General features: G+C 64.8%; 25 protein-coding genes. 10 read left to right on the top strand and 15 right to left on the bottom strand.

The window, feature by feature from the left end; genetic code table 11:
* The first annotated feature begins 37 nt into the window (after positions 1–37).
* Positions 38–385, top strand: a complete 348-nt coding sequence (locus MU553_RS14405; protein ID WP_247378706.1) for a hypothetical protein — start codon at positions 38–40, stop codon at positions 383–385.
* Between the two features lie 30 nt (positions 386–415).
* Here MU553_RS14405 and MU553_RS14410 read toward each other — a convergent pair whose 3' ends face one another.
* The 5 genes from MU553_RS14410 to MU553_RS14430 form a co-directional block, all read right to left on the bottom strand.
* Positions 416–2,533 (bottom strand): DHH family phosphoesterase, encoded by a 2,118-nt coding sequence (locus MU553_RS14410; RefSeq protein WP_247378707.1) that lies wholly within the window; start codon positions 2,531–2,533, stop codon positions 416–418.
* Positions 2,534–2,639: 106 nt separating this feature from the next.
* Positions 2,640–2,903 (bottom strand): hypothetical protein, encoded by a 264-nt coding sequence (locus tag MU553_RS14415; protein ID WP_247378708.1) that lies wholly within the window; start codon positions 2,901–2,903, stop codon positions 2,640–2,642.
* A 46-nt stretch (positions 2,904–2,949) separates the two neighbouring features.
* Positions 2,950–3,561: a YIP1 family protein gene (locus tag MU553_RS14420; protein ID WP_247378709.1), complete on the bottom strand. Its 612-nt coding sequence runs from the start codon at positions 3,559–3,561 to the stop codon at positions 2,950–2,952.
* Positions 3,562–3,608: 47 nt separating this feature from the next.
* Complete coding sequence (locus MU553_RS14425) at positions 3,609–4,199, bottom strand: NADPH-dependent FMN reductase (RefSeq protein ID WP_247378710.1); 591 nt, start codon at positions 4,197–4,199, stop codon at positions 3,609–3,611.
* 76 nt (positions 4,200–4,275) lie between these two features.
* Entirely contained in the window at positions 4,276–5,187 is a 912-nt protein-coding gene (locus MU553_RS14430; RefSeq protein ID WP_247378711.1) for an HhH-GPD family protein, read from the bottom strand.
* A gap of 100 nt (positions 5,188–5,287) precedes the next feature.
* Here MU553_RS14430 and MU553_RS14435 point away from each other — a divergent pair, with 100 nt between their 5' ends.
* Positions 5,288–5,614: a ribbon-helix-helix protein gene (locus MU553_RS14435; protein ID WP_247378712.1), complete on the top strand. Its 327-nt coding sequence runs from the start codon at positions 5,288–5,290 to the stop codon at positions 5,612–5,614.
* Positions 5,615–5,654: 40 nt separating this feature from the next.
* On the opposite strand, the gene MU553_RS14440 is transcribed toward MU553_RS14435, so the two are convergent.
* From MU553_RS14440 to MU553_RS14450, 3 genes are all read right to left on the bottom strand, one after another.
* The gene (locus MU553_RS14440; RefSeq protein WP_247378713.1) at positions 5,655–5,882 is read right to left on the bottom strand and encodes a hypothetical protein; all 228 of its coding nucleotides are present in this window, start codon (positions 5,880–5,882) and stop codon (positions 5,655–5,657) included.
* 80 nt (positions 5,883–5,962) lie between these two features.
* Positions 5,963–7,297, bottom strand: a complete 1,335-nt coding sequence (locus tag MU553_RS14445) for a class-III pyridoxal-phosphate-dependent aminotransferase (RefSeq protein WP_247378714.1) — start codon at positions 7,295–7,297, stop codon at positions 5,963–5,965.
* 83 nt (positions 7,298–7,380) lie between these two features.
* Positions 7,381–8,649, bottom strand: coding sequence for an MgtC/SapB family protein (locus MU553_RS14450; protein WP_247378715.1), 1,269 nt, complete (start codon positions 8,647–8,649; stop codon positions 7,381–7,383).
* Positions 8,650–8,799: 150 nt separating this feature from the next.
* On the opposite strand from MU553_RS14450, the gene MU553_RS14455 reads away from it, so the two are divergent.
* Entirely contained in the window at positions 8,800–10,083 is a 1,284-nt protein-coding gene (locus MU553_RS14455) for an AI-2E family transporter (protein ID WP_247378716.1), read from the top strand.
* A gap of 52 nt (positions 10,084–10,135) precedes the next feature.
* Here MU553_RS14455 and MU553_RS14460 read toward each other — a convergent pair whose 3' ends face one another.
* A complete protein-coding gene (locus MU553_RS14460; protein WP_247378717.1) occupies positions 10,136–10,411 on the bottom strand; it encodes a PadR family transcriptional regulator in 276 nt (91 codons plus the stop codon).
* Between the two features lie 286 nt (positions 10,412–10,697).
* On the opposite strand from MU553_RS14460, the gene MU553_RS14465 reads away from it, so the two are divergent.
* Complete coding sequence (locus tag MU553_RS14465) at positions 10,698–10,988, top strand: amphi-Trp domain-containing protein (RefSeq protein WP_247378718.1); 291 nt, start codon at positions 10,698–10,700, stop codon at positions 10,986–10,988.
* Between the two features lie 341 nt (positions 10,989–11,329).
* On the opposite strand, the gene MU553_RS14470 is transcribed toward MU553_RS14465, so the two are convergent.
* On the bottom strand, positions 11,330–11,476 hold the full coding sequence (locus tag MU553_RS14470) for a hypothetical protein (protein WP_169302358.1): 147 nt from the start codon (positions 11,474–11,476) through the stop codon (positions 11,330–11,332).
* A gap of 134 nt (positions 11,477–11,610) precedes the next feature.
* Between MU553_RS14470 and MU553_RS14475 the strand changes: the two genes are divergently transcribed.
* Positions 11,611–12,327: a DUF7117 family protein gene (locus tag MU553_RS14475; RefSeq protein ID WP_247378719.1), complete on the top strand. Its 717-nt coding sequence runs from the start codon at positions 11,611–11,613 to the stop codon at positions 12,325–12,327.
* A gap of 89 nt (positions 12,328–12,416) precedes the next feature.
* Positions 12,417–13,631: a CaiB/BaiF CoA transferase family protein gene (locus MU553_RS14480; protein ID WP_247378720.1), complete on the top strand. Its 1,215-nt coding sequence runs from the start codon at positions 12,417–12,419 to the stop codon at positions 13,629–13,631.
* Positions 13,632–13,765: 134 nt separating this feature from the next.
* On the opposite strand, the gene MU553_RS14485 is transcribed toward MU553_RS14480, so the two are convergent.
* Positions 13,766–14,443, bottom strand: coding sequence for a dienelactone hydrolase family protein (locus MU553_RS14485; RefSeq protein ID WP_247378721.1), 678 nt, complete (start codon positions 14,441–14,443; stop codon positions 13,766–13,768).
* A gap of 235 nt (positions 14,444–14,678) precedes the next feature.
* Between MU553_RS14485 and MU553_RS14490 the strand changes: the two genes are divergently transcribed.
* Positions 14,679–15,344 (top strand): hypothetical protein, encoded by a 666-nt coding sequence (locus tag MU553_RS14490; RefSeq protein ID WP_247378722.1) that lies wholly within the window; start codon positions 14,679–14,681, stop codon positions 15,342–15,344.
* 57 nt (positions 15,345–15,401) lie between these two features.
* Here MU553_RS14490 and MU553_RS14495 read toward each other — a convergent pair whose 3' ends face one another.
* From MU553_RS14495 to MU553_RS14510, 4 genes are read right to left on the bottom strand one after another with little or no spacing between them, the layout of a single operon-like run.
* Complete coding sequence (locus MU553_RS14495; protein WP_247378723.1) at positions 15,402–16,274, bottom strand: hypothetical protein; 873 nt, start codon at positions 16,272–16,274, stop codon at positions 15,402–15,404.
* A gap of 31 nt (positions 16,275–16,305) precedes the next feature.
* A complete protein-coding gene (locus MU553_RS14500) occupies positions 16,306–16,797 on the bottom strand; it encodes an NUDIX hydrolase (RefSeq protein WP_247378724.1) in 492 nt (163 codons plus the stop codon).
* Positions 16,798–17,691, bottom strand: a complete 894-nt coding sequence (locus MU553_RS14505; protein ID WP_247378725.1) for a bifunctional methylenetetrahydrofolate dehydrogenase/methenyltetrahydrofolate cyclohydrolase — start codon at positions 17,689–17,691, stop codon at positions 16,798–16,800.
* Positions 17,692–17,736: 45 nt separating this feature from the next.
* Entirely contained in the window at positions 17,737–18,348 is a 612-nt protein-coding gene (locus MU553_RS14510) for a methyltransferase family protein (protein WP_247378726.1), read from the bottom strand.
* Positions 18,349–18,682: 334 nt separating this feature from the next.
* On the opposite strand from MU553_RS14510, the gene MU553_RS14515 reads away from it, so the two are divergent.
* The 3 genes from MU553_RS14515 to MU553_RS14525 all read left to right on the top strand — a co-directional run bounded on the left by MU553_RS14515 (position 18,683) and on the right by MU553_RS14525 (position 23,283).
* Entirely contained in the window at positions 18,683–19,288 is a 606-nt protein-coding gene (locus MU553_RS14515) for a MaoC family dehydratase (protein WP_247378727.1), read from the top strand.
* A gap of 70 nt (positions 19,289–19,358) precedes the next feature.
* Positions 19,359–19,505 (top strand): DUF7576 family protein, encoded by a 147-nt coding sequence (locus MU553_RS14520; protein ID WP_247378728.1) that lies wholly within the window; start codon positions 19,359–19,361, stop codon positions 19,503–19,505.
* Positions 19,506–19,605: 100 nt separating this feature from the next.
* Positions 19,606–23,283: a PAS domain S-box protein gene (locus MU553_RS14525; RefSeq protein ID WP_247378729.1), complete on the top strand. Its 3,678-nt coding sequence runs from the start codon at positions 19,606–19,608 to the stop codon at positions 23,281–23,283.
* Positions 23,284–23,288 lie beyond the last annotated feature (5 nt).

Genomic DNA, 23,288 nt, shown 5'->3' on the forward strand with positions numbered 1-23,288 from the left:
CCGCGGCTCACTAGGACGAGAGAACAGAGGCGAGTCCATGGAGGCTATCTGGGACGACGACGGGACGCTCCGAGCATCGTTCAAATCAGACATGCGGGACCTGGCAACCCGCGCGAACGGCGAGATCGACGACGCCGACGAGGCGACGCTGTTCTGTTCGTTCGAGCCGACCTCGAACCGGTCGTCGATGCGCGTCGGCGTCTACTACGCGAACGGCCGGCAGACGCTCCGGTTCGACACCATCCGCGAAGAGATCGAGCTCGCGATGGTCAACCACTACGAAATCTCGCGGGCGAACCTCGTCATCGGCTCCGAAAAGGGCAGTCGGACGTTCAGACTCGACGCTGCCAGCGGTGAGTACTCCGTCTCGAAGAAATCAGTATAACGCTGCGAACGCTCGCGGCTCGGTTCCTGCTCAGAGCTGGGCAGCCACGGCGTCGAGCACCGCGTCGAGCACTGCGTCGCGCTCGCCCGAAAGGAACTCCAGACAGCCGTCGCGGGCGCTTTTCGCGGCGATTCCGGCTTCACTGGCGTCCTGCGCCGCGGTCTCTGCGACGGCGCGAACGTCCAGGTCGGCGTCGCTCCGGAGGGAGAGTTCGTCCGACGCGAGGCCGACGACGACGGACACGTCGTCGCGGTGCTGCCGGAACAGTTCGTCCAGCAGGAGATTCGTCGGCGGGAACTCGTAGCGGTGTGCGAACGCGTCCGTGTCGAGAACCAGCACGTCGACGCCGTCGACCGTGCGCCGTTCGAGGTTGGCTTCAGCCGTTTCGATCTCGGCGTCGAGCTTCTGACGGAACTGCTCGCTGACGTGGCCGGCCAGCCCGCGGTCGTCCTCGTTCTCGGGGAACAACAGGTCCGCGATGAGTTCGCGCTTGTCCTCGTAGGACTGGTAGAACGCTTCCAGCGTGATGGCCTCGCGGATCTCGCGAACCGCGTCGGCGTCGTAGCCCGCGTCCTCGGCTGCCGTGACGTACGCCTCGGGCGTGTTCTCCCAGAAGCTCACGGCGGGAAGGTGACCCAGGTCGGCGCGCACGTCTTCGTTGACGTGGGCGGCGACGTTCGCTGCCAGCGCGCTCGCGGTCGTCCGCTCGTCGCTGTCGGCCAGCGACGGGGAGACGGTCGTCGAAACGGCGTCGACGACTTCGCCGTCTGCCTCGGCGGCGTCGATGACGACGCGGTCGGCGCCGTACACCGAGAGCAGATCGAAGCCGTCGATGGATTCGCGGGTGGCACCGGCGGCGACGAACACGAACAGCGGGAGTTTCTCGTCGTGGCGCTCGCGGTTGTCGAGCATTCCCGTCACGTCGTTCGTGGCGTCTTCCATGTCGTAGACCCCGTCTTCGAGCGGACGGCGGTCGAAGTAGTGGTACTCGGCGTCGGCTGCGCCGTGCTGCTCGCGGATGAGCGGCAGCGCGGCGCGCTCGAGCGCCACGCCACCGACGTAGCCGTCCGCGGTCGCGTTGTGGCGAACGACGACCGGGCGGTCTTCGAGGATCGCACGTCGGATCGCGGTCGCGGCCTCGCGAACCTCGTCGAGGACCGCGTCGACGGCAGCGTCGGCGGCGAGGGGTTCGACGTCGTCCGGGCGGGCGCGCTCGGTCAGCGCGTCTGCCATCCGCTCGGTGACCGTGTCGCGCTCGTCGTCTTCGAGGACCACGAGCGCTTCCGTCTCGACCTGGAGCTCGCCGCGGCGGCGGCGGACCTCACCGTCGAGTCGGACGATGTCGCCGTCTTCGACGTGCGGATAGGCGCGAACGCCGGCTTCCTCGAAGGCAGCGCAATCGACGGCCGCGGACTCGTCGCGGATCTCGAACACGGTCGGCCCGCTCGTCTGGCGGATGTCCGCGATCTCGCCTTCGATGCGCACGTCCTCGCCGACGTGCTCTTCGAGCGTCGCGACCGCGACCTGATCGAGATCGCCGGTCGCGGTCTGTTCCTCGACGACGGCCGCACCGCCACCGCCGCCGCTTTCGACGGGTTCGGTCGCCTCGTCGGCTTCGTCGGCATCGTCAGCGGCTGCTCCGCCGGTTTCGCCGGCCGTCCGCTGGTCTTCGTCGGCCGATTCGTCGGCGACGCCGCCGACCTCGTGACGGACGGGAGCCTCGTCGGTCTCGTCCTGGTCGCCCGTCGTCTCGTCGCCTTCGTTCTCGGCGAGGACGGCGTGATCGTTTTCGGGGTCGTCGATGAGCGTGCCGCGGAACTCGCGCTCGGACTGGCGGATCGACCAGCCGAGGTCGATGTTCCCGTTGTCCCGCACGTTCTTCACCTGCACGTACACGTCGTCTCCGGACTCCCACTCGAGGCTCTCGAGTCGCTGGTCGAGTTCGCTCCGGTGGAGCAACCCGGTCACCCGATCGCCGATGTCGATGAAGACACCGAATTCGGCGTAGCCGTCGACCGTGCCGCGGTAGAACCGCCCCGGCGTCAGCTGGTCTGCACTCGTGCCTCGAAACTCGAAGACGACGTCCTGTTGATGCGTGTCGCAGATGTGGCCGTCAACGGACGTTCCGCAAATGATACAGCTTCCCATTAGCGTGTGAAAATAGACCCGGCCTAAAACGGTTGTCGAAACGCGGCGCATATTGCGACGACTCGATTCGTCGCTGTGCGGCCGATCCAACGGCCGGATTCGGCAGTCACTCGAACACGTCGCCTTCGTCTTCGAGCATCTCGATGCCGCGAGCGACTTCGGAGGCCTGGTCGGGGAACAGCGCGATCTCGACCTCGTTGCCCTCGTCGTCGGCGAAGGCGAGTTTGACCTGTTCGTCGCCGAACTCGCGGACGTCCACCGACTCGACGTCGTACAGCTTCGTCGTCGCGGCCTTGTTCGACGCGCCGACGTTCTTGATCGCCCCGTCCTTGAGTTCGACCATGAACTCGTCGAGTTGCAGGGTCAGCATGTCGCTGCCTACAGCACGCCGGGGCTAAAGCGTCGTGGTAGCTGGCTCACAACGGCAGCGAGACGCCGGCCGCCGCCAGGAGATCCCCCGCAGCTGCGAACCCGCGGAACCCGTAGCCGAAAACGATCGCCGCGGGGACGGCTCCCAGCACCGCGGCACGGCCGAGACTGACGTTGTGGACGACGCTCGTGCCGACGACGAGCAGCACCGTCCCGTACAGCGTACAGACCAACCGTAGTTCAGGGATCGGCGGCCCGGCGAAGATGCAGGGCGCAATCGCGTACGAGAGCACCTGGACGGTCTCGCTGACGCCCGCCCGGTCGGGGGCGCCGCCGATCAGGATGACCGTCTGGAGTGCGGCCGTCAGGTGCAGCGTGGCGGGCATGACGAGCACGACCGCCATCGCGAGGCCGAGAGCTTTCGAGGCGAGCGGTTGACCGCCGAAGGTCGGGTACGCGCCGCTGACCAACGTCATCCTGGTCGCTTCCTCGACGAGCACGACCGCAGCGGCGAACACCAGGCCCGGGGCCTGATCGCCCGGCGCGACGCCCGCCCGAAAGAACCGTCGTGGTCGGACGAGGACTTCGAGCCACGCCCGGGCGACGGCGACCGGTCCCCTGTCGCGACCACCTGTCGGGTTCTCGACCCACTGTGTCACAGCAGTCGCTACGGACGGTCGGGGTTTGACGATTGCGGGTTCGGTCGCTAGTCGTCTGCCCCGACGTTCTCGGTGCTCTCGAGGCAGGGCGGTTCCGGTTCGATGTTGGCGTACTGCACGACGTCCCGTCCGAGAACAGCGACGCGCTCTGCAGTCTCCTCGTCGGTCCAGTCCCAGTCGTCGCCCTCGCCCTCGAACGCAGCCGATGCACGGGGAATCGCAGCCTGGTGCGGAAGGACCCAGGCGTCGAGCGCGCGACACACGGATCGAAGGTGTTCCAGCGCAGTGATGGGGAAATTCCCGCCAGCGACGACGAGCAGGCCCACGGTTTTGTTCTCGAACTCGTCGAACCCGCAGTAGTCCAGCGCGTTCTTCAGCGGGGCCGAGTACGAGCCGTGATACATCGGCGTGCCGAGCAGGATCGCGTCGGCCTCGCGGACCCGACGGGTGAACTCGAGGGCATCGCCGGCCTCCCCCTCGTCGGCGTCGAACACCGGGAGGTCCCACTCGCGAAGGTCCAGCAGTTCAGTCGTCGCGTCAGCTCGCGCTGCCGCGTCGAGCGCGTGCGTGAGCGCTTTGCGCGTGTGGCTCTCGTCTCGGAGACTCCCGCAGATCGCGACGACGTGCGTCTCTGTCATAGTTCGTGCGTGGGCCGGGAAGCCCTTAGGTTGGGGAGTAACACCGGGACAATGAGACGACGTCTCACCCGGACCGTCATCGTCGCAGGCGCACGCGGCCCGCATCGGCGTCGAACGCAACCAGCCCGTCGTCGGCGAGATCCGAACAGATCCCGGCCAGCCACTCCCGGCCGTACTCGCCGTCCGGGACGTAGTCGACTCTGACCTTCGGGCCGAGCGTGTCCAGGGCCAGTTCCTCGTTGTCTTTCAGCGCGCTCACGATGCGGCCGCGGAACTGTCGTCGACTCCCCTCGAAGGAGGGCTGGGTCGGCACGTCGGGCGCGGTGAAGTCACCGGTCTCGTAGGCGTGACACCACTCGCGCCAGGGACAGTCAGCCTCGTCGCAAGCGGGCGTCTTCTCGCAGGCCACGCCGCCGAGTTCCATGATGGCGTTGTTCCAGACGCGGGACTCGCCGTCGGGCATGAGGTCGGCGGCCACGCGCTCGAACTCGCCGTCGTCGTCTGGCACGTCGAACGCGCGATAGAGGACGCGCTTGACGTTCGTGTCGACGACGGCGTCGCCGTCGTTGAACGCGAAGCTCGCCACCGCGTTGGCGGTGTAGGGGCCGACGCCCATCAGCTCCGAGAGTTCGCTGGGGGTTTCTGGGAACTCGCCGTCGTACTCGCTGACGACTTGGCCGGCGGCTTCGTGGAGGTACTTCGCGCGGTTGTTGTAGCCGAGGCTGTGGTCGGTCCAGAAGCCGACCACGTCGGCCCGATCGGCCGCTGCGAGATCGTGGACGGTCGGCCACCGGTCGAGAAACGAGTGCCAGGCGTCGACGACGCGCCCGAGTTGGGTCTGCTGGCTCATCACCTCCGACACGAGAATCTCGTAGGCGTCGTCGGTCCGTCGCCAGGGGAACTCGCGGTGGTCGGCCTCGTACCACTCGATCAGCGCCTGCTGGACGGCGTCGACGTCGTCCGGCAAGGACGCCACCTCGTCGGTCATCGACGCGGGCTATGGAGTGGGGTCGCTTACCGCTGGCGGTTCCGCACCGTCCACCCAGAAAGCCGAAACATGTTTCCACCGCCACTCCCTCGGGTCGGCCATGAGCCTCGACGACCTCAGGGACGAGTTGAGCGACGAGTACGCCGACGTCGGCGAATCGCTCGAGGTCTCCCTCGACGGCGAGACGCGAAACGAGCTGTCGATGTTGAGCGCCGCGATGGACCCGGACGACCGCGACGAGCTCCTGCGTCGAGCGGTCCACATGCTCTTTCAAACTGCAGTCGAGACCGGCAACCTGGACTTCCACCTCCGGAGCAAGTACGACGTCACCTACGACGAGTACCTCTCGGGGATGACCTTCGAGGAGATGACCGGCAACCAGTTCCCGCAGCCACAGCAAAACGACGACCGCCGCTACCAGTTCTAACCCGGTCGCGAGTTCGATACCCGCAATCGAGCGAGCCGGGTTACTCTCCGTCCTGGGTCGCCGTCAGGGAGAGTTGCAGGTCTGCGCCGCAACTCCTGCACTCCCCGCGTTCGATGATGTCCCTGAGGAGCTGGTCGTGAAAACAGCAGGGACAGGAGATACCGGTCATCGGCCCCGGCATGAACTGGAACGTGTTCTCCCGAGTGACGCTGAACTCCTGGACCTGCCCGGCCCGGACGTCGTTCTGTTCGTCTGGTTCCGACGACATGGTGCATGATACCGATTCACATAGTATAAAGCTTTGTCAGACGTTCGACTTCTAGAGATCGGACGGGCCTGCCATGGAAGTCAGGACGCGTCGGCGATCGCGGCTTCCAGCAGGTCGCACCCGAGGTCGATCTCCCGTTCGGTGACGTCCAGCGGCGGGAGCAGGCGGAGCGTCCGCTGACCACAGCCGAGGGTGAGGAGGCCGCGTTGCACCGCTGCGGCCATCACGTCGTCGCGGCGCTCTTCGGTGTCGAACTCTACGGCGAGCATCAACCCCAGTCCGCGAACGTCGGTGATACCGTCGGCCGTCGCGTCGAAGGTGGCCAGGAACTGCTCCCCGCGCTCGCGTGCGTTCGCGAGGAGGTCCTGTTCCCTGATGACGTCGATGGTGATTGCTCCCTGCGCGCAGGCGAGAACATCGCCGGCGCCCCACGTCGAAGAGAGTCGGCTCCGTTCCGCGGGGAACACGTCGCTGTTGGCGAGGGTCGCGCCGACTCGCAGCCCCTTCGCCGCCGCGATCACGTCGGGTTCGATCGGATAGTGATCGGACGCCCAGAACTTTCCCGTCCGACCCATCCCGGACTGGATCTCGTCTGCGACGAGGACGATGTCGTGCTCCGCGACGACGGCCGCGAGTTCCTCGGCGAAGGCGTCGCTCGGGAACCGATAGCCGCCCTCGCCCTGGATCGGTTCGACGATGACGTAGGCGACCGCCCGCGGATCGACGTACCCGGTCTCGGGATCGAGCATCCGGCGGAGCTGCGAGCCGTCGTCCGTGAAAAACCCACAGCCGCAACTGGCCGGGTCGCAGGCCCGGTCGCGACAGAACGGCACGTCGTGAACGCCGGGAATCTCCGGGAACTGGCGGCGGTAGACGCCCTTCGACCGGTTGAGCGACAGCGCACCGAGCGTGCGACCGTGGAACGCGCCCTGGAACGTGATCGCGTACTGGCCGCCCGTGTGGTCGTAGCTGATCTTGATCGCGTTCTCGACGGCTTCTGCACCGCTGTTCGAGAGGAAGACGGTGTCCAGATCGTAGTGCCTCGTGACCGCTGTCAACCGATCCATCAGATCGGCAGGGCCTGGAAACGGAGCCTCGCCGGCCGGACCGCTCGCCACGTAGAAGTCCTGGCCGGCGATCTTCAGCGGATCGACGAGATCGAACGCAGAGAGCCGCTCCAGGAGGTCGGGGTTGTTGTAGCCCAGCGGTGCAGCGCCGACGTGACCAGTGAAATCCAGCAGGACGTTCCCGTCGAGGTCCGTGCAGAACGGTCCCGCGGCCGGGGCCGTGTAGTCCCAGACGAAATCGTAGACGTACGTGCTCGGGGCCGCCGTACTGTGGTGGTACTCGACCTGTCGGCGCGCGCGGTCGCCCGGAAGTGTGTCGACTGTTGGCGCGACCCTGTCACGATCCATGGTAACACTTCGGGAACCGATCCGATAAATAATTCGTCCGGTTTAGGTAATTGTTGCTAAGTGTGCGGGAAGGCTTCACTGTGTCACACTGTGATCGCGACGGTGACGATGGTAGCACCGACGAGGAGGACGACGCTCCAGACGCTAACGCGGTAGGCGAACTGGCGGTTCGGACTGGCGAGTGTCAGCCCTGCCTTGACGATGATGCTCGCGCCCGTCGCGAGCAGGATGGCGAGGACGGCCTGCGAGCCGGAAAGATCACCGGCGCGGTAGAGGAGAACTGCAGAGGTCGTCGCACCGGCACTCGAGACGAGACCGGAGATGGCGGCCGTCGCGTAGAACCCGGCGGTCCCGAACAGGTCCTGAGCCACGCTGCCGGCGAGGACGATCAGGAGGAAGATGCCGCCGAAACTCAGTGCTCGGCGCAGAGAGAACGGACTGGTCAGATCGATGTCGACCGTTTCGCGCCAGTCGGCAGTAACTGCCGCGACGAGGACGCTCCCGACGATGACGGCGCCGAGCGGAACGATCGCTCCAAAGAGAACGCCGGTCTCGATGGTGAAGACGAGCGCGATGACGAGGTTCCGAAGCGCCATCGCGGCGTCGGCGAGCAGGACGGCCGCGACGGCGTACGCCGTGGCTCTGGGACGCTGGCGGACGTGATCGAGCATTGTACCGACGACGGCCGTCGAAGAGGCGAGCCCACCGAAGAAACCAGTGACTGCGATGCCGCGCCCGCCGTACGTCTGGACGATGGCGTAGTTCGCGATCCCGATACCGGCGACCGTGACCACCATCAGCCAGACGACGCGCGGTTCGAGCGCGACGGCGAATGCACCGGACCCGACCGTGACCGATCCAGAAGGCAAGAGTGGATAGACCACGAACGCGATGATCGCGAACTCCGTCGCCGACTGGAGCTCCTCGTGCGTAAGCCCCCAGGCGAAGCTGTGTAACTCCCGCTTGAGGACGAGCAGCAGCGCCGACACTGCCGTGACGGTCACGCCCTCGATGATGAAGCCTGCTGCGACCAGTGTGCCGATCCCGTAGGCCACGAGCATCGACACCGAGGTCGTCAACGACAACCCCTGATCGCTGGAGAGCAGTCCGTCAGCCGCGAGCACGAGTCCCTGCACGATGACCAGCACGCCCCCGACGACGAGCAGTGCCTCGTGGTCCAGCACGGTGAAGACGGCACCGAGCAAGCTAATGAGCGCGAACGTCCGAATCCCGGCGGTCTTCTGGGACCACTCCCGTTCGAGCCCGAGGAACATCCCGAGCGCACCAGCCAGCGCTAGCCGCGACACCTCTGCGTCCAGTGGCGCAGGAATCGTTTGTAGCAGAGCCGACACCCCTTAGCGTACCGGATTCGGACGTAAAAACGATACGGCGATTCGGGCGTGCCGATCGACCACGCAGAGATCGAGCACGTAGAAGTGACGTCGTGAGGAGCAGGTTCGAGCACCCGGGAATCTTATGGTAACATGTCATGAATATCGTGCATGGTCGATCTCGACGGAGGACAGGGGCGATCGCTCTGGTGGGCAGCGGCCGTCGTCCTCTGCTGTACGCTGCTGTTCGTCGTCTACTCGTTCGTCGGGACTTTCGTGTTCGGACTCTTCATCTACTACGCGACGCGGCCCGCCTACAAACGAATCCATCACTACATTGGACAGCGCAGTCTCTCGGCGGTGTTGGCGCTACTCACGTTTGCGTTACCGGCGATAGTGCTGTTGGTGTATACGGTCGCGATCGCCATCCAGGAGTTGTCGAACCTCCAGGTAGTCGACATCGGGCCACTGATGGCCATCATTCAGCCGTACGTCGACCTCTCGCAGGTCGTCAAAGATCCAGCGGAACTCCTCTCCCAGGACGGCGGCCTGGATTCCCTCAGAGCCTCGCTGTTCGCGACGCTGGGGTATCTCGGCTTCATCGGGAACGGGCTCTTGCATCTGTTCGTGATGTTCGCCCTGGCTTTTTACCTGCTACGTGACACGAAGCGACTCTCAAAGTGGGTGGCCGACCACAGCGACGAGCGGATCGTCCTGAAAGCGTACATTCAGGCCGTCGACCGGGATCTCCAGAACGTCTTTTTCGGGAACATCCTGAACGCGATCATGACGGGCGCGATCGGCGCGATCTCGTTCAGTCTGCTCAATTTCTTCGCGCCGCAGCGACTAGCGATTCCCTACCCCGCCCTGACAGGGCTGCTCGCTGGCGTCGCGAGCCTGATCCCCGTCGTCGGAATGAAGCTCGTGTACGTCCCCATGGTCGGCTACCTGGGGGCGAAGGCAGCGTACCTGGAAACCGGGTTTCCGTTCGTCCTCATGGTGCTGTTCGTCTCGATCGTCATCGTCGACTCCATCCCCGATTTCCTCCTTCGGCCGTACGTCTCCGGCCGACACCTCCACGTCGGGATGGTCATGTTCGCGTACATCCTCGGCCCGCTGTTGTTCGGCTGGTACGGCATCTTCCTCGGGCCCGTCATCCTCGTCGTCCTCTTCCATTTCGTCCGGATGATCGTCCCGGAACTCATCACCGGAAAACCAATCAAGCCCACGGCAGTCGGTCCAGCGTACCTCAACGGTCGGGACGACCCAGTTGGGACTGCGGACCCGGTCCCGTCACACGACGGCAACGGTCACGCAGACTCGGATGGAACAGCACAGACGAACGGGGACGACCCGCCGGTCGCCGATTCGACGAACCGTAGCGGGGCGGAGCCAGAACCGAACGAAGCTGGAGGACAGTTGCGCGACGAATCGACGGATCGGGACGACACGTAGCGTTGCGAACGCAGAGAAGTGAAGAGATTCCGGTGACGGGAAGAGAGTGGCCTTAGAGGTCGACGTACTGTTCTTCCCACTCGCGGCGGGCTTCGATCTCACGACGGCCACGGCGAGTCAGACTGTAGAAGTTCGTTCGTCGGTCACGCTGGCCCTTCTCGATCAGCCCTTTGTCGACGAGCGTATCGAGATTCGGGTACAGGCGGCCGTGGTGAATCTCCTTCTCGTAGTACTCTTCGAGTTCTTCCTTGATAGCCAGCCCGTGTGGCTCCTCCCGACCGGCGATCACATACAGCAGGTCACGCTGGAATCCTGTCAGGTCGTACATCGGTAATATCCGATTGTAGATTACTGTCGGAATATCATAAATATATCGACTTTCGGTACGCCCAACATGAGAAGGGGAGTTCCAATACCGGCAAATTACAGGGTCTAGACGCGCAGATGTGCATCGACCGCATTCGGGCGACTCGCATTCATCATACGCCGGTCATATCTATCCAGATAAACCATTTCGTTTACTGATGAATCGAGCACACGATTTCTGGCACACAGGTGGGAAGTCTGAGGAAAAGGCTGATAGACTTATGTACGGCTGTACCGAAGGAGAAAGCATGCCCGAAGAGGTTCTTTTCGAGTCCGAACGGAGACAGCAGCGAACCGAAGTCGCCGACTATCTCCGGGCAGTCGCCGACAAACTCGAAGCTGGATCGAGCATTACGCTCGAAGCCGGGGACCAGTCCGTGACGTTAGAGCCGCCGGGGGACGTCGAGTTCGAGGTCAAAGCCGAACGAGAAGGCCCGACCGACGGACCCGGCGAGCTGAGCATCGAACTGGAACTCGAATGGGACGAACACCGGAGCGGCAGCGACGACGGCAGTGATGGCTCGCTGACTATCAGCTAACCGTACTCGACACTGCCGGGGCGGGGTATTCTCCGACTACCGGTGGGACTGTCGGACGGGATCGCCACAGAAATCAGCGCTATCGCTCAGCGAGTAGTTGTCGAATGGAAAGCAAATCACGCGGGGTGAAAATACCCGCGTGATTGCTTGCCGCCCTGAATTGGTCCCCGCTGACGCTTCGGCCCTCCAAGCGAAGCGTCACCTGAATCGAGTGGCCATAATCACTTAAATGTACCGGCATCGTGAAAACTACTCACCTATCCAACATGTATCCGAAAGTATCCAATTCTACGCGACATCGTCTCACGATCGTTGACTCGCTGCCGATAGTTTCTTGACGTTTAGATATACTCTTCTTCGAGCACCCACCCGAGTGCCCGTTTGTAGTACGTGAACATTTGCCTCACGCCCTGGTGGTTCATGTTCTCGTCGTCCAACTGTTCTTTCAGGAACTCGTACTGTTCTCGAATCTCCTCTTCGTCACGCATACCTCCTGTTTGGGGAACGCGAAGGAAGAATCTTCACACTCTCCCCGAATGTTGCAGCGTCACGCCCTGTCAGCGGACGGGTCGCGCAGGTCGGAGGCGGGTCAGTTTTGCATCTCGACTCCCAAGTTGTCGCCATGAAAATCCGCGGGGACCGCCAGTGCAAGGAGTGTGACACACGCTGGTCCTACTACGAGACGGGGAGCATCACCTGTCCCGAGTGTGGGAGCCTCAAGAGCGTCGGCGTCGACGATCGGAAAGAACACACCGCAAGCGCTGTCGTGCTGGATCTGACCGGCGTCCGCGCCCAGGTCGACGAGGTTCCGCTCCGCGACGTCGCTGCCGACGCGGCAGATACCTGTCGATCGTACGTCCGGCAGTACGGGTTCATCGACGCCGGCGAACTCCAGCCGTTAGCCGACGCCTACCTCGCCGCGCGAGAGCTTCGGCAGGCCGCCGGCTACGTCGAACGCGCGATGCGTCTCACCGACGACGAGGAGTACTACCTGCTCGCACTCCTCCGCGGAGCTGACCAGGGAGACCGGCCAGCGACCGACGCAGTCCCCGCATCGATGCGAGACGCCCGCGGTCTGGCGTACGCGACGGCCGTCGATCACTACCGCAGCGACCTCCGACTGTATCTGGAGGAAAACCCAGACGAGACGGCACAGCAACTCCTCGCCTCGCTCGGCGAACACCAGAAACGGATCGCGGCGCTGGACGGGGACGTCGCACTCGGCACGTCTGAAGCACTCATCACGGCCGTCCAGTCGCTCGGACGGTACCTGATCGACGACGACGAGAACGCGCTCGCCCAGGCCCAGCATCGCCTCGACACCCTCAATACGGCGTAACGACCACCGATCCCGGCAGCCACCGTCTCGACTGTCGACGGTCCGTGGATAAAACGATTAAGCGGTCGGGTCGTTCAGGTATCGACACCATGACCGCTACCGACGACGACCCGGCCGGTCCCCTCGACGGGCTCCGCGTGATCGATTTCTCCGGGATGATCAGTGGCGGGTACGCGACGATGGTCCTCGCCGATTTCGGCGCGGACGTCGTCTTTGCGGAACATCCCGACTCCCACGACCCGATCCGTGATTGGACGCCGTTCGAGAACGGCACGAGTCTCTGGTGGAAGTCCCTCGGGCGGAACAAACGGTGTGTCACGCTGGACCTGCACACTGACGAGGGGCGCGCGCTGGCACTGGAACTCGTCGAAGACGCGGACGCCGTCGTCGAGAACTTCCGAGCCGGCACGCTGGAACGCTGGGATCTCGGCCCCGAGACGTTGCGAGACGCCAACGAGGAACTGATCGTCGTCCGCATCTCGGGCTACGGCCAGACCGGCCCGAAAGCGACGGAACCCGGCTTTGGCACCGTCGCCGAGGCGATGTCCGGCTTCGCACACGTCAACGGGTTTCCGGACCGCGAACCGCTCCTCCCGCCGATCAGCCTCGCGGACATGGCGGCTGCCCAGACCGCGGTTCAGTCGCTCCTGATGGCCGTCTTCGAGCGCGACGTCGCTGGCAGCGGGAAGGGACAGGTCGTCGACGTCAGCCTCCTCGAATCGCTGTTCCGGATGTTCCCGGGCGACGTGGAGAAGTACGACAAGCAGGGCGCGGTTTCGGAGCGCATCGGCAACCACCACACCAACGCGGCACCGCGGAACGTCTACGAGACCCGGGACGGCTACGTCGCCCTCTCGGCGTCGGCCCAGTCCATCTTCGAGAACCTCGCCGAGATCATCGATCACCCGGAACTCGTCGAGGACCCGCGGTTCGAGGACAACAAGTCGCGCGTGGCGAACGCCGACGAACTCGACGAGTACATCGCGCCCTGGATCGCCGAGCGGTCGACCGAGCGCGTGCTCGACGAACTCCGGGCGGGCGACGCGGTCGTGGCGCCGATCTACGACATGAGCGACGTCTTCGAGGACGAGCAGTACGACGCACGAAACGACATCGTCGAGGTCGACGACCCGGAAGTCGGGCCGATCAAGACCCAGAACACCCTCCCGAAGTTCTCGCGGACGCCGGGACGCGTCGACCACCTCGGTCCGGAGCACGGCGAGCACAACCACGAGGTGTACGTCGACGAGCTCGGGCTCGACGAGGAGACGGTCGCCAAGCTACGGGACGACGGCGTCATCTGACACGCGATGGCGAACAGGCGACACGTGGGGAGTGCCGGCGCGGCGCGTCACACACCCGCCCGGACCGCACCGGATCGACTCTCAGCGCATGGGTCGGCCTGGACTCGTTTTCGGGTTTCAAAGTACGGGGCCGATCAGCGGTGTCCGGGCCGGTGGTTCCGGCCGCCGCCCGCCGCCTCCCGAGCCGCCGTCAGTTTGGATTCGAACCAGGTGGCGGCAACGTCGGCGACGTGTTCGAGTTCGCCTTCGCCCTCGAAGAGGTGGCCGGCGTTGGGAACGACTTCGAGGTCTTTCTCGCACGTGAGCCGCGTGAGCGCCTCGCGGTTCAGCGCCAGCACGTTGTAATCGGCGCCACCGACGATGAACAGCGTCGGTGCCCGGACCTCGTCGAGCACGGCCTCAGCCATGTCCACCCGGCCACCACGTGAGACGACCGCACCGGCGTCGTCCGGCCGAGCGGCTGCGGCCCGGAGTGCAGCGGCTGCCCCGGTGCTCGATCCGAAGTACCCGAGCGGCAGCTCGGACGTTCGCGGCTGGCTTCGGAGCCAGTCAGTCGCCGCGAGGAGCCGCCGCGTCAACAGGTCGACGTCGAACCGGCTGGTCCTGGCCTGGTCTTCCCGTTCGGTCAGGAGGTCGAACAGCAGGGTCGCGAGCCCGCGGTCGTTCAGCACGTCGGCGACGTAGTTGTTGCGCGGACTGTGACGACTGCTCCCGCTCCCGTGCGCGAAGGCCACGATTCCGGTGGCCTCCCGTGGTACGGTCAGGTGGCCGGGAAGCGTCACACCGTCGACCGGAATGTTGACGAGGTCCATACCGGTCGATTCGAGAGGAAAGCCAGTAACGGTTCGGTCAGGTTAGTTTCCGATTCCTGACCGGCAGTTCGGACACCAGGATGCGCGACACGTCCGCCAACTGTCGGGACAGGCACAACCAGGAACCGGTCCGGAAGCACCCGGTCGAGAGGGCGATTCAAACGGCAGTTTCCGAGACATGTGGTTCTGGGGACCAATCCGCAGACTCAATCCCGGGCAGGCACAAGTGCTTGCGATGGTCCGAACCAATACGCTCAAACTGTCCCGGGAAGGGTTGACCGTCAACGCCGAGGTCCGGGCCGAGAAACTGACGTCAGAGAACGTCGAGCCAGGACCAGACGTCGTCGTCAGGGACGACCGGAACGGACAGCGTGTCGAGCGAGAGCAGTACGACAAAGCCACAGGAGAGACGTTGCCCGAGGGACACGGCTACCGCTGGGTGAACGAAGACGGCGAGGACGTACCCGACGAGGCCCGCCAGTACTACGAAGTCATCGACGGGTCTGAGCACCCGATCTCGCTGTTCAAACCGACGCTCGGTCGGGGTCGCACGCTCACGGCGGAACGGTGGATTCCCGTCAGTCGACTCGGTGAGTTTCTGATCACACGGACCTACGAGATGTGGGGTGCGGACGAATCGGACGAAGAGCAACTGTTCGAGCTCGCCCAGTACGTGCAGTCATACCGAGAAGCGCCGGTCGTCCCGGTCGTGCTCCAGGAGACACTGACGAAGGACTGGGGTATCCTCACTCCGCAGTTCTACGGCGACGACACGTTCAGCATCGTCGTCCGGGTGACGCGCGCTAGAGTGAAACCAACGCACCGGATGCAGGTTCCAGCGGAGTCCGACGGGGAGGAGTCCCGGTTCCCGACCCCGGAACAGGAGTTCCCGTTCGAGTGAGCGGGCACCCAGACTCGATGTGACGACCGGGACTGCAGGACGCGCTGCTCTTCGGACTCACCAGGGTGGCAGCAGGGGCACCTGGAGGTCGAGACTGGTGGCCGCGGTCGAGACCGCGAACCACAAGCAGATAACGGCGATTCCGAACAGGACCGCGGCGACTCCGACCCGGTGGCGGGCGGTCTCACCGACACCGGTGTCCGAGAGCACGAAGGTACCCTCGTGGCTGAGCACACGCTCTCCGTCGGCCGAGACGACGCTGGCAGTGACGGACACCTCGCCGCTCGGAGATACGCATCGTTCGAGGTATCGCCACCGGCGAATCCGATCGCTGTCGCCACGGAGGTCCGGATTGGCAGCGACGAACGACGCGAGGTCGTCGGGAAACGCGTCCAGTCCAGGGTCTTCGCCACTGACGGCCCTGACAGTTTCCGGCGCGTCACGGAGATCGAACGCCTCGAGTGGAGCCAGCGGCACAGCGTCCTCGCGTCCGAAGCCAGGTACCGGGTCGGCGTCGTCTCTCGCCGGGTCGACGGCGACTTCCTCGGCATCGCGAAGGCGGAACGGGACGGCCGCTGCAACGTGGCGTTCGGATGCCGCGTCGTCTTCCCACCATTCGAGGCCACTCACCGACAGCGCGGCGTCACTCACGCCGCCTTCCCCGAAGAACGCCGTCCACTCGGTGATGTGAACGGCCACGCAGGGGTCACCGGAGAGCGGTGCCGTGAGCGGGTCGTCGGTCCGTGGCTGGCCGACTACCGTGGTCGTCGTCTCCGGCGTCAAGTCGCCGACAGTAGTCGTTCCACCCCGCAGGAGCACGGCGGCACTCCAGAGCTGGGAGCCACACCCGTACAGTCCTGCGACACCGACGAGAGCGGCGGCGAGAACGAAGAACGCGTCGACTGCGGCGGCCAGCGATTCGAGAACCACTCCGTGTGCTACCGAGGAGACTCACAAAAAGTCAACGAACAGCCACGACGACCTCACGGTCGACAGTGTTCTCGGGGACCGTCGCCTTCCACGCGACAGTGTCGATGTCTTCGTCGGCCAGACCGGGGTCCGACGCGAGAGCGGTCGTCTCCGGGACCGCGACGTAATGGGCGAACGCGAAAGACACCCGTTCGTCGTCGTACTCGAAGGCCACATCAGTGACTGCAACGGGGCGTTCGACGGCGACCGCGACCCCTGTTTCCTCACGGACCTCGCGGACGAGCGCCTCCTCGCGTGTCTCCCCGGGTTCGACTTTCCCGCCGGGCGCGAGCCACTGCTCGTCTTCGCGAACGAGCAGCACGCGATCGCGGCTGTCAGTGACGATCGCGCCGACAGCCCAGGTGAGCCCTGCGTCGATTTGCTCGCGCGCGTCCGCAAAGCGATCGGCGTCGACGGCGTGGATCGTCTCACGAGCCCACACGTCGTCGCGTGCGGCGAGCGACTCGAAGTCGAGGGGCTGCATTCAGGGGAGGTCGACCGAGACGTCTTCCTGCAGGCCGGCTGCTTTCACGGTGTTCCAGAGCAACATCGCGCGGGTCATCGGCCCGACGCCGCCCGGAACGGGCGTGATCGCACCGGCTGACTCTTTCGCGCTCTCGAAGTCGACGTCGCCGACGAGTTCGTATCCCTTCTCGGTATCCGCATCGACGCGGTTGATGCCGACGTCGATGACGGCGGTGCCCGCCGACAACATGTCGCCGGTGATCATCTCGGGAACGCCGGCGGCCGCGACGACGATGTCCGCCTGGCGGGTCTTCGCCGCCAGGTCGTCGGTCCGGGAGTGACACACCGTCACCGTCGCGTTGCCGCCCTCTGCCTTCTGGAGGAGCAGGTTCGCCATCGGTTTGCCGACGATGTCCGAACGGCCGACGACCACTGCGTCGGCGCCCTCGGTTTCGACGCCCGCGTCGGCCAGGAGCTTCTGGATACCGTGGGGCGTACAGGGCTTGTACCGTGCGTTGCCGGCGACGAGTCGACCGACGTTCTCGGGGTGGAACCCGTCCACGTCCTTGGCGGGATCGATGCGACGGAGGACCTCGCGGTCGTCGACGTGGTCCGGAACGGGCATCTGGACGAGAATCCCGTTCACGTCGTCGTCGGCGTTGAGTTCGTCGATGGTGTCGAACAGTTCCTCGGCGGGGGCGTCCGGGTCGATCTCGATGTCGATCGCCTCGATGCCGACCTCCTCGCAGTCCTGCTGTTTCATCGAGACGTACGTCTCGCTGGCGGGATCGTCGCTCATCAGGACGGTCGCGAGACTCGGGGTCACGCCCTCGTCGTCGAGCGCGTCGATGGCGTCGGCGAGTCCGTCACGGACGTCCTGGGCGACGGCGTTGCCGTCGATGATCTCTGTCATTGCCTACATCGCAGGTGGCCCGACTCTTGAACGTCTCGAAAACGCTCAGACCTCCCTGACGGCGCGATCAGTGACGCCGTGCCAGAGCGCCCGGACCGTCTCCGACCCGACGAACCGTGGGACGCGGTCCGCGTACTGCTCGTAGGCCTCCCCGTACTGCTCGCGGAGCCACGGTTCCTCGGCGAAGGGCATGACGAGCCACCAGGTGGCGTACAGCGCACACAGCACTGTCGCCATCCACGACGCCGAAAGGAGTGCAACCCCGACCGTGGCGACGAGATACCAGACGTACTGGGGGTTCCGCGAGTACCGGTACCAGCCACCAGTCTGGAGTTCGCCTTCCAGCCCCATCGTCTCGTCGGACCCCAGGTCAGAGCCGGCCCAGAGCGCGGCAGCGTAGCTCGGAACGAAGAGTACCGCACCGACCGCCAGCGTCCGCGGCTGTGTGAGGCCCAGACTGTTCCAGTCCAGATACGCCACGGCGAGCAGACAGACGTTGAGACCCATCGAGATCGACCAGTGGACGTAGTACCACAGGTCCCGCTCACCGAGGGGCCAGTACTCCGTCCGCCCGAGCGCACTCGCGACGTAGCCGAGCAGGTTCGCCAGTCCGAAGACGACACCGCCACCGAACGCGACGAGTTCAATTGCGACCATAGGTATCGGGACGAGCCGAGCGATAGTTCGACTGGTGTCGTCTCCACTAGCCCGTTTAAGTACCGCACGGCGCAGGGAAAGGACGCCCGCTCAGGAGCACTCGGCCTCGGCGACCGTAGCGGTCGGCGTGTTTCGAAACTGCGTCGTCGAGAAGGATACTATCTATTCCTATAGATGGCCAGATCGCATGCAATACTACTAGTATTGTGACTATCTCTATTCGTGTTGTCACGCAACTGCCAACCACCCGGAACGGACCTGACCACGACACGAGGCTGCTACCGGAGCGTCGACGCGGACCTCTTCGTGTCGTGTCAGAACCAACACACAAACTATGAGCAACCAATCGACGTTGACGCCGATGGGCGCGATGCTGCGATCGTCCACGCGAATGTACCGCAACTCGCTCGAACTGTCACGAGCAGCAATGGCTGCCTTCGACACCACTTCGAACGGCGACTCGCCGGACACGAGCGGTGGCGCTGACGGAGTCGAGGCCGGAACGACCCGGCCAGAGTGGGACACCGACAGGACGGCGGACGATCCCAGTGACCTCGCCGTCGGTGATCGCGTCGAGTTCACGAAAACCATCTCGGACGAAGACGTGACAGCGTTCGCCGCTGCCAGCGGGGACACCAACCCGCTCCATCTCGACGAGGAGTACGCTGAAGAGACCCGCTTCGGCGATCGCATCGCTCACGGGACACTCGTCAGCGGGCTCATCAGCGCCGCACTCGCACGGCTTCCCGGGACGGTCGTCTACCTCTCACAGGACATGGAGTTTCTCGCGCCGGTCTATCTCGGCGACAGGGTCACGGCCGACGTCGAAGTCGCCGAAGACCTCGGCGGCGGGCGCCTCCGACTCTCGACGACGATCGTCAACGGCGAGGAGCCCTGTATCGACGGTGAAGCCGTCGTCCTCGTACCGGACGCGGAGTAAACGTCGGTCAGTACGAGTGCGTGGTAGCCGCTGAGACCGACCCTCCTATCGATACTGATGGTCCCCACACATGAAACGCTGTGACCACTGCGACGACGAGATCGAAACGAGCGACTGGTATCCGACGCTCGCCCGCGAACGAACCCAGGGCGTCGTCCTGTTCTCGTTTTGTAGCGTGCCCTGCCGGAACGAGTGGCTCTCGGCCGAGGACGACTAGGGCGAAGTCGCGCCTCCGAACGCCGTGAGAGGGCAAGCCGACGATTTTATCTGGCCGACTGACCTCAATCCAGCGACGCCATCGATCCGGCTCGCAACGCATGTCCGACGCACCCGAGATTCTGTTCGTTTGTCCAACAGGCGAATACGCCGCCGAAGTCACGGCGGCGGCAACGGACGGAACCGCGGTCGTACAGCAGGTCGACACGGGGAGCGGCGCGCTCGACGTTCTCGCGACGCACTCGCCGAGTTGCGTCGTCATCGACGGAGAGCCGCCGGACATGACGAGTTCGGAACTCGTCGAGACGATACGTGCGACGACGGACGACGTTTCGATCAGCGCGTTCGTTCACGAGAACGACACGGCGTTCTCTACGCTGATTACCCCGGACGACCGTGATTTAGCGCGGTACGAGACTATTCTCGATACCGTCAACGACGGCATTTACCAGTTCGATCCGGCGGGCCGGTTCGTCGAACTGAACGACGCCGTCGCGGAGATCACCGGCTACGCGCGGTCGGAGTTACTGGGCGAGCACATCTCCATCATGCTCGACGAGTCCGACGTCGCGAAGGGTGAGTCCCTGATACAGGAGCTACTGGAGAGCGACGAGCGAGACGTCGCGACCATGGACATGACGGTCCACACCGCCGACGGCGAGGAGATCCCCTGCGAGAATCGACTGTCAGTGATCCAGACGGACGGGGAGTTCCGGGGGACCGTCGGTGTCGTTCGCGACATCTCGGAGCGAGCCCATCGAAAGGCCCAGCTCAAACAGGAGCGTGATCTCCGCGAACGCCTCCTGGAAACGAGCCCAGTCGGCATCGTCGTGATCGACGAAGCGGGGACCGTCGCCCGCGCCAACGACAGGGCGTCCGAGATCCTCGGCGTTCCGAAAGACGCGCTCACCGAACAATCGCATTCGAACACCGAGTGGAACGTCTTCGACGAATCGGGGGAGCCGATCCCCGGGTCCAGCTATCCGGCCTCGCGGGTCTTCGAAACCGGCGAGCCTGTGTACGACTGGGAAGCGGAGATGGAACGTCCAGACGGCTCGACTGTCTGGCTCTCGTTCAACGGCGCGCCGCTGTTCGACGCCGAGGGGAACGTCGAACGGGTCATCCTCGTCATCGAGGACGTGACCCAACAGAAACAGCGCGAGCGACAGCTCCATCAACAAACGGCGTTCGTCGAGGGGATTTTCAACGCCGTTCCGGACCCGATGTACACGTTCAACGGGAGCGGCCGGATGATCCGCTGGAACGAGGGGTTCACAGAAGCGACTGGCTACAGCGACGACGAGGTCGAGGGGATGCACGCGCTCTCGTTCGTCCCGGACGAGGACGAGGAGAAGATCACGGACGCCATCAGCCGCGTCATCCAGGACAAAGAGGTCCAGAACGTCGAATCGGCGCTCGTCCGGAAAGACGGAACGCACGTCCCCCACGAGTTCAGCGGCGGCCCAGTGCTCGACGACGACGGCAACGTCACCGCGCTCACCGGCGTCGGGCGCGACGTCACCGATCGCATCGAGCGCGAGCGACAGATCGCCGACCAGCGTGACGAACTCGAGGAGTTACACCGCATCAACGCGGTCATCCGCGACATCGATCAGCGCCTGATCCAGGCGACGAGCCGCGAAGCGGCCGAACAGGCCGTCTGTGACCGCCTGGCAGCGGCGGACGCGTACCAGTTCGCGACGATCGGAAGCTACGACGACGAGTTCGCGTCGTTCGTGGTCCGTGCCAGGGCCGGCGTCGACGACTCGGTCCCGCACGAACGCAGTGCGATGGACGATTTCGAATCGCCGCCGGGGGAAGCGGCGATCCGAACCGGAGACGTTCAGGTCGTCCGAGACGGCCACTCCGAGGCGTCGGCCGAATCCGACCAGAACGCGTCAGTGGCCCGCAGCTTCGAGTCGGTCGCGAGCATCCCGATCACGTACGAGGACACGACCTACGGCGTGCTGTCGGTGTACTCCGATCGGGCGTCCGCGTTCGACGACCGTGAACGGGCCGTCCTGGCGGAGCTGGGTGAGACGCTCGGACACGTCATCACGACGATCCAGCAGGAGAAGCGGGAGCGGATTCTGACGGCGCTCCAGGACGCGACGCGAGAGCTCATCCACGCCGACTCGAAGGCCGAGGTGAGCGAGCGAGTCGTCGACGCCGCGAGCGACGTCCTCGACGCGACGGGGGTCGGAATCTTCCTGTTCGACCCCGACGAGCGAGCGCTGACGCCGACCGCGACGACCGACCGGCTCCGCGAGCTCTACGGTGACTGGGAAGCGACCCTCGGAGCCGACGAATCGGCCGCGTGGACGACGTTCCTCGACGGGTCGACGGTCGTCTACGGCGACCTCGACGCCGAACTCGACCAGTTCAGCGACACCGACGCCCGGAGCGGATTGTTCGCGCCGCTGGGCGACCACGGGGTGTTCGTCGCTCTCTCTGCGGAGCGCCGCGCGTTCGACGACGACATCACCCGCGTCCTCGACCTGTTTGCCGCGACGGCCGAAGCGACGCTGGATCGGGTCGAAGGCGACCGAGAACTGCGGGCTCACGACCGAAAGCTGCAAAAGCGGAACCGCCAGCTCACCCATCTCAAGGGTATCAACGACATCATCCGAGAGCTGGACCAGTCGATCATCCACGCGTCGACTCGACAGGAGATCGAGCGCGAAGTGTGCGACCGGCTGGCGCAGTACGACCAGTTCGAGTTCGTCTGGATCGGCAAACCGGACTGGGGAACCGACCGGATCGAGCCGCGAGCGTGGGCCGGTAACGAACAGGGGTATCTGGACGCCATTCCGCTCGACATCGATGGATCGAACACGCTGCCGACTGCGGAGACGCTGGAAACGGAATCGGTAACGTACGTCGCCGACCCGGCCACTCGACTCCGGGACGACCCGTGGCGCACCGAAGCGCTCAAACGAGACTACCAGGCGGTAGTGAGCGTCCCGCTCGTGTACGGCGACATCAACTACGGGGCACTGACCGTTTACACGGCGGATCCGACGACGCTGGACGAGATGTCGCGCGCTGTCATCGAGGAGTTAGGCGAGACGATCGGCCACGCCATCAACGCGATCAAAACCCGGCGGGGCATCCTCTCGGACCAGGCGGTCGAACTCGAACTCGAAGTGTACGACGAGGGCGTGTTTCACCATCTCGCCGCGTCGCTCGACGCCGAGATCGAGGTGACCGACCTCGTGCCGGAGACGGAGGGGCACACGACTGCCTTCTTCACCGTCGAGGGCGTCACCGCGGACGAGGTCCACCACGCCGCGTCCACGTTCGTGAACATCAGCGACGTCACGCTGCTCTCGGCGGACGACGACCGGCTTCGCTTCCGGGCTAGCGTCACCGGGCAGACCGTCCCGAACACCGTCATCGAATACGGAGCCCGGCCGCAGCAGATCTCGGTGGACGCGACCCGAACCACCGTCGTCGTCGAACTGCCCTCGGAGACCAACGTCCGACCGTTCATCGAGAAACTCAAAGACCACTACGAGTCGGTCGAACTCGTCGCCCGGCGCGACCGGACGGAAGGCGGCCAGTCACACGCCGAATTCACCGAGGAGTTCGAGCGAACGCTGACCGACCGGCAGCTGGAAGTTCTGAAAACGGCCTACAGTAGCGGGTTCTTCGAGTCACCGAAAGAGCAGACCGGGACGGAAATCGCCGAATCGCTCGACATCACGCAACCGACGTTCAATCATCACCTCCGCGTCGCGCAGCGAAAACTCCTCCGGGCGTTGCTTGGCGAACGGTAACGGCC

Source organism: Halorientalis brevis, from assembly GCF_023077655.1.